Origin of the sequence: Bacillus sp. FJAT-29937 (assembly GCF_001509555.1) — a bacterium.
Taxonomy (GTDB): Bacteria; Bacillota; Bacilli; order Bacillales; family Cytobacillaceae; genus Cytobacillus.
In genome coordinates this window covers 1-11,050 of record NZ_LMAS01000019.1, presented here as the reverse complement: position 1 = coordinate 11,050, position 11,050 = coordinate 1, and the positions used below count along the sequence as shown (strand labels likewise).

Sequence of the window (11,050 nt, the reverse complement as noted above, 5' to 3'; positions counted from 1 at the left end):
TGTTTTTTCCAAAGAGATCCTCCTCCGAATCATTTATGAGGAGATTATCTCATAATATATTTTCCGTTAAAATGTGGGTATAGTTTGACGCTTACGTTTAAAAGGAAATTATAAAAAATTTATGCTACGAACTAACTTTAAGATCAACTGCCCTTCTTCAAAGGTTCCCGGGATATTGCCCTTTAAACAATTTAATATTAATTTATCTTTACACAATTTAATATATCTCCAGCTAATACCTTAGATCCGGAAGCGCCTTTTAGGTACTTTAGATCCCCTGTCGAAAGCCAGTCTATCTCCTTAAGGTTCACTAATAGAGAGGCGATTTTTACGGAGTCCGGCTGTTGAGATTTAGGTAGAAAGTTTTCATTAATAATTTTGTTGCCTGCAATTGCTAACGCATTTAGACAAGTAATATGGGTTAAACGATACATTTTGTTATCTTCCCATTCATCTGGAAAAAGTTCTTTTATTAAATTGAAATAAAATAAACTTAAATTTAGTTTCTTTTCTTTCGAAAGACTTTCTAAATTGGACTTTTTTGTTAGAAGATTCACGATATTATATAAGTTTTGTAATGTAATATTTTTGTCTTTCGTTCTTCTACCAGTTAATGTACTTTTATTGAAAAATGGGCTTTCTGGTTTAAGAATTAGATTTGTTGCTACCCAACTAATTTGATCATTCTCTCTATTTAAATAACGACTTAGTGACGTCCCTATTCCCTTTGCTTTAGTATTGATTACATCAAACAATTTAATTTCCTCATCTTCATCTAAATAATGAAATGCTAAAAATGGGACATTCAAAGTACTGTCTGTTTCACTAATATACTCTTTTATTCCACCTAATCTATGTTGTCCATCCATTAATGTCGCTTTCTTTTTACAAATCAATCTACCATAATTCGGACGGTCATTTTCATATGCATGAAATTCCCAATTTCCTGATGCATTTAACAATATAGGGGTATAAAGAGCATCCTCTCCTTTTGATAAATAATTAGCAAAATCCTTACAACGTTTTTTATCTATAGGACGCTGATAACCTTTTCCTGAAGGATCATTATAAAGTTTTGAGTAAGAAAAGCTTACTGCAATCTGTGATGAAACAAAGCCTTGATAAGTTACACGCCCCCTCATCTTAGATTGAATTACGTTTTCTATTGCTATATTTGAAGGTAAAATATTACTCATAATAAATATCTCCCTAATAAAATTTAATACCCAAGAATTATAGTACTTATAAGTACAAAAATCAAATAAAATTATATTATATGCATCTGTAAGCTTTTTAAAACCTCACATAGGCTAAAGGTGAGGTGATTTTGTGGAAAGTTTAGTGAAATTGGTTGGCATTAATATAAAAGAGATAAGAAAATCTAAAAAGTTAACCCAAGAGGATTTAGCCGAAAAATGTGGTATCCAAACATCATTTTTAGCTGGTGTTGAAAGAGGAGATCGAAATATTACTTTGCAAACATTAGAGAAGCTTATTACAGGACTCGAAGTAGTACCTGCAGACATTTTTAATTTCGAAGAATTGAATATTAACAAACAATACTTTGAGAAAAAAGAGTTGATTACACTATTACTTAATCTTATTGAAAATAAAGATAAAGAGGAAGTTCGTTTGATACTGAAGATTGCGTCAGAAATATTTAGTACTTATAAAGATAAATAAAAAAGATTTGTTATATTTAGGGAATAACAAGCTTTTGAGACTGGGTCAATTATTTGTGATAAAGGGTTTACTAACATTCCATTAATTTGAACATTTAATATTAAGAATTTTAATCTATGTTCAACTTTACCCTAAACAAATTACTTTTGGCTTCACTTAAATAAATTCCGATTTCGGGCATTTACAGATTTCACCACTCCAAACTCTTGTTCTTATTCCCATTTTCTCTTCAAAAAAACTAGTTTAGGTTACAATCCAAAGGAAAATTATATTGTTAAGTACTATTTCATACTGTTTTTTCCTTTTATAGACTTAGCATTGTTTGAATCTCCTTATGTTTTAAAAACTCCCTAAGAAACAAGTTATATCAATACACTCATTCAAATGATGCACTGAAAAAAGAGTGTTAGCTTAAGATTCCGATTAAACTTTTCTTTCATTTTCATAGTACACAAATCTTTTTATTATTTTAACCTCTCAGGTGGTTGTAACATCTATTCAGAAGTAAGGAAGAAATCAAAAGCTTATGCTATATTAAACACATGGATTTAAGAAAGGATGTTTAATCTATGGCTAAAAGCGTAGTATTAGCTGAAAAGCCTTCAGTAGCACGTGACATTGCACGAGTACTGAAGTGTGATAAAAAAGGAAATGGTTTTTTAGAAGGTTCACAATTTATCGTGACGTGGGCTTTAGGGCATTTGGTCACTTTAGCAGATCCCGAGAGTTACGACGTGAAATATAAAACATGGAAATTAGATGACTTACCAATGCTTCCAGAACGCTTAAAGTTAACTGTTATTAAGCAATCAGGTAAGCAGTTTAATGCCGTGAAATCACAATTAAACCGTAATGATGTAAATGAAATTATTATTGCAACAGACGCTGGGCGTGAAGGTGAATTAGTTGCACGCTGGATTATTTCCAAGGCAAAGGTAAATAAACCGATTAAGCGTTTATGGATTTCTTCTGTAACAGATAAAGCTATCAAGGATGGCTTCAATAATTTAAAGTCTGGCAAAGCATATGAAAACTTATATGAAGCTGCAGTGGCTAGATCTGAGGCTGATTGGTACATTGGTTTGAACGCATCTAGAGCGCTTTCTACAAAACATAATGCACAGCTAAATTGTGGACGAGTTCAGACTCCTACTGTGGCAATGATTGCTGCACGTGAAGATGAAATTAAGAATTTTAAACCACAAACCTATTATGGCATTGAAGCACAAACTGATAGAGTAAAACTTACTTGGCAAGACGCAAATGGCAATAGTCGTAGCTTTAATAAGGAAAAAATCGATGCTATTGTAAAAGCGCTTGGTCACAAAGACGCAAGGGTTGTGGCCATTAATCGTAAAGCAAAGAAATCCTTTGCACCAGCTCTTTATGATTTAACTGAATTACAACGTGATGGAAATAAATTCTTTGGATATTCTGCAAAAGAAACGCTAAAAATTATGCAAACATTATATGAGCAACATAAAGTGTTAACATATCCTCGTACAGATTCTAGATATTTATCTTCAGACATCGTTAACACACTTCCTGAACGTTTAAAAGCTTGCGGGATAGGAGAGTATCGTTTTTTTACTAATAAGATATTAAATTGGCCTATAAAGCCTTCTAAAGCATTTGTAGATGATAGTAAAGTAAGCGATCACCATGCAATTATTCCAACAGAGGGTTATGTCAATTATTCTGCTTTCTCAGATAAAGAGCGTAAAATTTATGATTTAGTTATAAAGCGTTTCCTAGCAGTTTTATTCCCAGCACATGAATATGAGCAATTAACTGTACAAGCTGAAATAGGTGGAGAAAAATTCATTGCGAAAGGTAAAACTGTACTTCAAGCTGGTTGGAAAGAAGTTTATGAAAATCGCTTTGATGAAGATGATGATTCAATGGATGATGTAAAAGAGCAACTTCTTCCTCGTATTGAAAAAGGTGATGTATTAAAGACTGAGTTAATCGCTCAAACATCTGCTCAAACAAAGCCACCAGCACGTTTTACAGAAGCGACCTTACTATCTGCTATGGAAAACCCAACGAAGTACTTAGAAACTGAAGATAAGAAGCTTGCAGATACGCTAAAATCAACAGGTGGATTAGGAACAGTTGCTACACGTGCAGATATTATCGATAAACTATTCAATTCATTCATGATTGAAAATCGTGGTGGAAAAGAAATTTATATTACATCTAAAGGTCGCCAACTACTTGACTTAGTACCCGAAGAATTACGTTCACCTGCGACAACAGCTGAGTGGGAACAAAAGCTTGAGCTCATCGCAAAAGGTAAGTTAAAAAAAGAAGTGTTCATCAATGAAATGAAAGAACATACAAAAGAAATCGTCTCAGAAATTAAAGATAGTAATAAGAAATATAAACATGACAACATTTCAACAAAGTCTTGTCCTGACTGTGGTAAACCAATGCTTGAGGTGAACGGTAAAAAAGGCAAAATGCTTGTCTGCCAGGATCGTGAATGCGGTCACCGTAAGAATGTATCACGTATTACAAACGCTCGTTGTCCAAAATGCAAGAAAAAGCTAGAGTTACGTGGTGAAGGTGATGGTCAAATCTTCGTATGTAAATGTGGACATCGTGAAAAATTATCTGCTTTTGAAGCTCGTCGAAAAAAAGAAGGCAATGGTAAAGTGGATAAACGTACTGTACAGAAGTATTTGAAGCAGCAAGAAAAAGAAGTTGAGCCCATTAATAATCCGTTTGGGGAGTTATTAAAAGGAATGAAGTTTGATTAGAAAAATTTAAAAATAGCTTTTAATGCAAGAAAAAAATAATAGACTAAAAACGCAAGAATGAATAATTTTCATCATTCTTGCGTTTAGTTTTAGAAAAGGTCCTACAGTTAGATTCATTGAACTATCATGAGAGTATGTTTAAGTGTTGCATCTGTTCTTTACCCTCATATTCACTTGATTTTCATGTTACTATTCCATTGTGTTTTTCTAAAAGACTGTTCAATTATGTCTTTCATCTTTTGGCCACTAAGTTTAAATCCTCTGACTGTTTTTTTATTTTTTTAAAATAATCAAATTCAAAATACGGGTCGCCTGCTCCCGATGTGACATATTTTAAAGTTTCCATATTCTCTTCAAACTCTTGATTACCATTTATATTTCGAATTCTAATTAAAAACATCTGTAAACTTATAAATGAGCAATCAAAATATAATTCTCTATAATTTGTTTTCCGATCATTTCTAGAATACTTCTGGATTTCTTCAAACTGTTTATGAAGCTTCATACTTATACTGTTTACCTCATCTAAATCACTTTGACGCCATACCTGCTTAGTCGATAGTTCCACACCTGTTAAAAACTCCAATAATGTTTGAGAAAAAATTTTGTCATTCATTACACCAAAATCCCATGCATTTAAACTTACTCTTTCAATAATTCGATTATCATACTTTACAGTATGAATTAAAGCATTTTTTGAATCACGTTTTCCTTTATTTAAGTACAATTCGATTTTTCCGTTTTTAAGTAATTCTATTTCTCGTTTACCAAGTTGTAATTGAGAAGATAATAGACCTTTAGCGATATCACTAAATATTGTTACATCATCACCAGATAAAGCTTTTCTAGTTAACGGTTTCTTTTTTATTTCTATAAAGAAAATATATTTTGCTGTTTCAATTATTAAATCACACTCTTCATTTTGATTATAATAACCAGAGCTATATGTAACATTTCTTTTTTCTAGCTCTGTTTTTATAAAGCTTTCAAGTTCAAAACCAAGCTTAGAATCAAAATTCTCAATATGGTTTCTCATAAATTGACTTATAGCTTCATAAAAAGAAATCGAATTTAATGTTCTATCTATTAAAATATAGATATCTTTTTTAAGTATTAAAGGTTTTAATTCATAATCAGATATATCATTAGGTACTCTAAAACTCTTATTTAAAGTTTTATTATTATGAGAAAAGATATCTAAAACTTTAATTAAAGTTTCTTTAGAAAGAGAAGGGAAATTTCTTTCAAAATCTACTAACTTATACCTTCTAAATCTTAGTGAACCCTCAGGATTGTTAAGAATATAATTTGTAATAGCTACAATTGAACCTAGATCAGCACCTATTTTTTTCTCCAAATCGTATTCTTTAAATAAATTATTAAGTATCCCCTTAATTATTTTTGGAACTAATAAAGGATTGTATTGTCTAAAATTAATTATTTTATCATTTAAAACGTTGTTATATAGATATTGGATAAAATTTTGCTCATTAACTAGTATATGAGAATATTTATTAAACTCTTGTAACTGTAGTAATGCGACTAAATTTGTTGCCATTAAAAATAATTCATTTAAATTCTGTTGAAATAATTTTTCAGAATGGTGATTTAGTTTATTAAGATTCTTTACACTTAGGTTAATTAAATATCCAACAGGTAATTCCAGAGTTTCTTCATTACGAAGTAATCTATATCTTAAAGCTTTTGCATCGTAGGGGACTTTCTTTAACAATGCCTCTAAAACATTGTATCCTCCTAATGTAATTAATTTCTTTTCCACTTCCAGAGATATGTTATTGTAAGTTTCGTCATCTATCTTAATCTTTCCATTTAAAACAACAATATTATAACCTTTTTTAATCCAATACTTGGCAGCAGCAGATTCGAATTTTAATTTATCCGTAAAATATCCCTTAGACCTATCTTCTTTTGATAAATATAGATAGTCTAAAATTAAAATAATAAGTGATTTCCATCTACCAGTTTCTGAAATATCTGGAAAAGTTGTTTCTCCATTAGTATAATCTCCAATCAAAGAAAGAATTTTAAAATATTGATCAATGTCTCTATCAAAAATAAGATGTTCCAACGCCAATTGGTTACTTAATGTATTTATTTCAAAGCTGCCGAGTTTCCCGTGTTCTTGAAACCTTTCTTTTAGTAATCCATATAATTTATTTGCTAATTGAAACTCACTTGTATATCCTCTACTTTCAATATCATGTCTTTCAATGATTCCTAAGATTTCATGATTCTGGGTTACTACTAAACATTCATCCACTAATTTTGTGAAAAAGTCTTCAAATTGATTCATTCAACATCATCCCCAATAATTTACTGTATATGTAAATTATACATAAATACGATATTTTAATGGTGAGAAAAAATACAATAAAAATGAAAGGGAGGTAGTGTTTTCAAAAAGGAATATTACACAAAAGAATTGCAATAACAAATTAATATAATCCTTCTATGAAATGGAATAATTAATTGACATTTTATTATGGAGAGGCTCTGCCCCCTAATACCAATATTTTCTCTCCAACAACGAAAAGGCAGCCAACTCCCGGCTGCCTTCTAACATTGAATAAATGATATTTGCGAAGTTCTTGCTTTGTATCTCATGTCTGCTCTAAGTTGATTCAACACAATTACAGAGGGCCTTGTTGAGCAATGTCTTTTTTATACAATAAACAGTACAGGACTCTGCATTTTCACCTTGCATTACTAAAACATTTACAAAATATCGGAATTTTAAATCTATTTATTGCCAAATGAATCCTTTTGTGACTTTTTTCGTATAAGTATTAAAGGAGAGAGAAAATGCAAAAGAATAATTTTACTTACAAAATTATAGGTACAATTGTTATTGTCTTTGCAATTCTTACGGGTTCTATTTGTATTTTTATATCTATTTTTGCTCAGATGAATACAATAGAGATACCTTTAGAAGAGAGTTCAGAAATATTCAGCATTTTATTATATCTACTCTTATTTATAGCTTTAATAATAATGATCATTGAAAAATATACGAATTTTAAATTTAATAGAAAGGTACTTATAAGTATAATAATTCCACTAACTGCTATAATGGGTTCACTGTATTCTTTTCTTTATATTTATTATAGTATGGGGTATACAGTGATAGATGGGTTATATGTTAATAATCAATTAAACTTTTTAAGTTTATTTTTCTTTGTAATATATACCATAATGTATAATGGTTTCTTAATTGACTGGTGGAATAATTTAAATAATATAGTGTATAAAATTTTTATGTTGATATTATTAGAAATTCCAAATTTTATCTCTTGGTGGATCTTGGCATTTTCTGCACCATTAAATTATATTGAGAGAATAAATAGTACTGAACATATTTGGTTAACTCTTACTTTTGCTTTAACTGTGGTTTTGTTGCTGTTAGGAATACGTCTAATTAAGAGTGATGCATTAGTAAAAAGTTGAGCTTAATCTTACTCTTTGAATAATACATTACTTTACTAAGGGGTGACATAAATTGAAGTCGCTCCTTTTTATTTTATGTCAAAATCGTTAGCTAGTCTGAGTATTAAGTGTAATTCTTTTTCGGATTTTCTTTACAACTGAGTAGTAAACATTTAGAGCCATTTTTTAAAATTTCAGCAGCCAGATTTAGTAGGCTGCTAAAAAGCATTGAATTTAGGAGAAAACTTATTTATAGTGCTTTCGTGTCTATGAAAGTTGACCTTCATTAAAACAGTTATTTCTAACTGACATAGGTAATGAGTTTAAAAACAAACTAAATTGAAGCTCCCTAGGAACATTCAATGTTCAACGTTTCTTAATCAAATATGATAATGCAACTGCTAAAGCAAAGTTCAAAATTAAAAATTTTAAAAGGAATATATTTTACAAGTTTAGAAGAGTTAACAAGTTAATTAGACGACTATGTTCACTAATTTAATTTCATAAAAATTCATGGGATACATAGCTATCACTGTTGATTTTTTCGTAAATATTTAAAAATAGTTGTTTAGTTTAGTACTGACAATCCATCTTATTAAACTATAGGGAGTTGGAGAAGGATTTAAATCAGCATGTATTTATGATTACTAGTAATTGTGATACAGGCTTTAAATCTAAATTTTATATAAAGGCTACGAACCTACTGCAGACCTTCGCCTTCATTATTTGGTATTATATTCCTCATAGACTATTAAATTAAATATAGAAAAGAGGATGATAAAATGGGAAAATTTTTCAAAGAAAATAAGTGGGTTATTCCTATCTCTGTTTTACTTGTACTTATTCCATGGGGTATAAATTTATTTTTTAAATATGGTGATTTAGAGACAGGAAAGAATCTTAGTAATGTCGAGTGGTTAGCGTTTTGGGGAAGTTATTTAGGAGGAGCTGCAACCTTAACCGCGGTGTGCTTGACTTTAAGCCAAAATATGAAAGTGATAAAGCAAAATGAAAAAATTATCATCCAAAATCAAGAAAATTTAAACTTTCAAGAAGAACGTTCAAGGATAGCTCTTATGCCCTATATTGAAGTTAGAATTTTCATCGATGAAGAGTTGAAGTTGCACAAGGCTAAACTTCAGCCCCCTAATGGATTCATTACTCTATCCCATAATCAGGACTCAAAAATAATTAGTTCCGATTTACCAAAAAAATATCATCAAATTATTGATTTAGGTATGATTAAAGAAATTAATGATGATAGAGTTACTATATCGCGCTCCTCGAATATCAACTTTGTTAGACTTATAATGACGCAAAAGGCGCCTTCTCTTGCAAGAAACATTGAAATATCTGTCACTACGGAAGGAGAGCAAGATGAAACAAAAAAATATCTTACTCCACCTTTTTTATTAGCTTGTGGAGAAAGTGTCACTCTCCCAATATTATTTGATGAGAATTTACCTCGAGGGGTGTATAAATTCAACGTATCTTTTGAGGATATTGAAGGGCGTATCTATGAGCAATTCTTTTCTATACAACATAAGGGAAGCGATGGTTATAGATTCACTCCTATAAACAACCCAAAATTGCGAAACAGGATCAATTCTTAAATAAACTACCAATAGAGGTTAGATTCCAATAACCAAAAAATTATGACTCTGCGAAAGATTGGCGGTTCACATCTCACTTTACTACAGGAGCAGTATTAGTTGAAGTTAGTTGATATTTACAAGAAAAATATTAATGCTGAATTGTAGTATAGTATAATTAAATCCAGAATAGTAAAAATATAGATAATATAGCGAGATTATAGTTTTTTATAATTCCTCTCATATTAAATATGGGAAAAAATTTATTTTAGGAGGAAAAAAGTTGAAGTTTTGTATTTATTTTAAGAAAACAGAGCCAGAAGTATCTTTCTCTTCAGAAGAGCATATTTTTCCCGCCGGTATAGGGGGTATTCAGAAACTCCCTATGGAATATGTAAGCCATAATTGTAATAATGGGTTTTCAGGAATGGAACTGTCATTTATGAGAAATTCACTTATCGCCCTACCCAGACAATTTGTTGGACCAGGTAAAAGAGGAAACTTAAATCCAATGAATGCGACCCAAGGACCCATAAGCTTAATGAAAGGGTTAGCGAGTCCAAATAGCATTGAATTGGGGTATCTTAGTTTAGGGATTCCATATAGCATTTCTCAAATAAAAATTGATATTAATGGAACCTTACAATTTATTTCAGACCGGTCTTTTGGTGATGCGAATAGACAGACATCAGAATTCATAAAAAACTTGGGTAAATACAATGGTAGATATACGTTGTTTGAAGATAAACGGTTAAGTCAGAACGAGTTAATTCTTGGACTTCATAATGGCAAATGGTATGTAGCCCTAAGCAATAAAGACCTTGAAACAAAAATAGATAATTATGTACAGAAATTAATTGAACAAAATCCTTTCGATAATTTCACTCCTAATTATAATTCAGAACAAACACGAGTCCACCAAACACTTCAGTTTGACGATAGCTATTTTAGAGTATGTGCTAAGATAATCTTCAATTATCTTGCCTTTGTAAAAGGTCAACAATTCGTTTTACAAGAATGTTTCGACCCTTTACGAGATTGGATTGTAAATGGTGGGGAAAACAATTTTGCCAAATTAACAGGAGAAGCTACTACTTTCTCTAATATTCCATTTCCTGATCAAGCACACAAACTGTTCATCACACAGGTAAGGAAGACTTTATTCGGTCAAATAAGTTTTTACGGTGATGCATTTGAAACTGTAGTTAAATTATGTGATAACATAGAAGGTCCATTTAATATAGAGGGTTTTATCTGTGACTGGCAAAACAGGCAAGAGTTTAGCTTTGTTGATTTTTTAAATGCTACAATTGAATATTAATAGAGATGAATAAAACAGATTCGTAGCAGTCCCTCTAAATTGCTAAAATTCTTAGAACACCTTTTGGAGAAACATATAGAATATTTAGTAGAATTCCTAACCTTAAATTCAAAATTGATTTTAAGGTTTTTTCTTATATGTTTTTATCCTCTTATAATTATTTTGCCCGATATTATTTGGGCGATATTCTTACAACCCTGATAAAATTTGGATTAACAAATTCCGCCCAAGCTATTGACAGGATACAA

Annotated in this window: 7 protein-coding genes; 5 read left to right on the top strand and 2 right to left on the bottom strand. The window is 30.7% G+C overall.

The window, feature by feature from the left end; genetic code table 11:
• Window positions 1–197: 197 nt before the first annotated feature.
• A complete protein-coding gene (locus tag AR328_RS21945; protein ID WP_066302115.1) occupies window positions 198–1,196 on the bottom strand; it encodes a DGQHR domain-containing protein in 999 nt (332 codons plus the stop codon).
• A gap of 133 nt (window positions 1,197–1,329) precedes the next feature.
• Between AR328_RS21945 and AR328_RS21940 the strand changes: the two genes are divergently transcribed.
• Together AR328_RS21940 and AR328_RS21935 are read left to right on the top strand one after the other, a co-directional pair.
• Window positions 1,330–1,683 (top strand): helix-turn-helix domain-containing protein, encoded by a 354-nt coding sequence (locus AR328_RS21940; RefSeq protein ID WP_066302110.1) that lies wholly within the window; start codon window positions 1,330–1,332, stop codon window positions 1,681–1,683.
• 569 nt (window positions 1,684–2,252) lie between these two features.
• On the top strand, window positions 2,253–4,445 hold the full coding sequence (locus AR328_RS21935) for a DNA topoisomerase III (protein ID WP_066302097.1): 2,193 nt from the start codon (window positions 2,253–2,255) through the stop codon (window positions 4,443–4,445).
• A 232-nt stretch (window positions 4,446–4,677) separates the two neighbouring features.
• Here AR328_RS21935 and AR328_RS21930 read toward each other — a convergent pair whose 3' ends face one another.
• Window positions 4,678–6,759, bottom strand: coding sequence for a hypothetical protein (locus AR328_RS21930; protein ID WP_066302094.1), 2,082 nt, complete (start codon window positions 6,757–6,759; stop codon window positions 4,678–4,680).
• A gap of 509 nt (window positions 6,760–7,268) precedes the next feature.
• On the opposite strand from AR328_RS21930, the gene AR328_RS21925 reads away from it, so the two are divergent.
• From AR328_RS21925 to AR328_RS21915, 3 genes are all read left to right on the top strand, one after another.
• On the top strand, window positions 7,269–7,910 hold the full coding sequence (locus AR328_RS21925) for a hypothetical protein (RefSeq protein WP_066302091.1): 642 nt from the start codon (window positions 7,269–7,271) through the stop codon (window positions 7,908–7,910).
• A gap of 761 nt (window positions 7,911–8,671) precedes the next feature.
• A complete protein-coding gene (locus AR328_RS21920; RefSeq protein WP_066302086.1) occupies window positions 8,672–9,502 on the top strand; it encodes a hypothetical protein in 831 nt (276 codons plus the stop codon).
• A 262-nt stretch (window positions 9,503–9,764) separates the two neighbouring features.
• Entirely contained in the window at window positions 9,765–10,802 is a 1,038-nt protein-coding gene (locus tag AR328_RS21915; RefSeq protein WP_066302082.1) for a hypothetical protein, read from the top strand.
• Window positions 10,803–11,050: the final 248 nt, after the last annotated feature.